The organism is Bacillus sp. L75 (genome assembly GCF_003676355.1).
GTDB lineage: Bacteria > Bacillota > Bacilli > Bacillales > Bacillaceae > Bacillus > Bacillus velezensis.
Window position 1 is genome coordinate 1 of sequence record NZ_ML064954.1, and the last position, 490, is coordinate 490.

Consider the following 490-nt stretch of genomic DNA (forward strand, 5'->3'; position numbering starts at 1 on the left):
CCGGCGGTGATTCCTGCCACTTTGGCTGAAGCAAGAGCGGTTTTTCCTCCGTTTCCTCTTCCAGAAAACGGGCGGTGAGCCCCGTCAATCGGACACATACCGCGCCGTTTTCATCACACAGCTCAATATGATAGGCGCCGTCCGCTGAGGAAAGCACCGCCCACATCGTCTCCCGGCACGCAGAAAACACCTGCATATCCTGGAGGGCAAACGGCAGAAACGGCCGTCCAGACGCGGAACCGTCTGAGAGCACGAGACCGATAGAAGCCTGAAGGGCGGCGTCCAGCATGCTCGGATGCAGGATGAACGGCTCCTTTTCCTCGCGGGCGGACGGCGGAAGAGTGAGCTTCGCGAGCACTTCTCCGCTTCCGGCATAGACGGCGTCAAGCGCCTGATGCGACGGTCCGTAGGTGATGCCGAGGCTGTCGAACGCTTCATAGCACTCAGCCTTTGACAAGTGACGGCCGCCGCAGCGCGCCTGAACCGCTTC

1 protein-coding gene is annotated in these 490 nt (G+C 61.0%); it reads right to left on the minus strand.

What is annotated here, in order from left to right; genetic code table 11:
* A partial coding sequence (locus tag D5S11_RS19720; RefSeq protein ID WP_164833862.1) for a polyketide synthase dehydratase domain-containing protein occupies positions 1 to 490 on the minus strand: 490 nt, incomplete at both ends.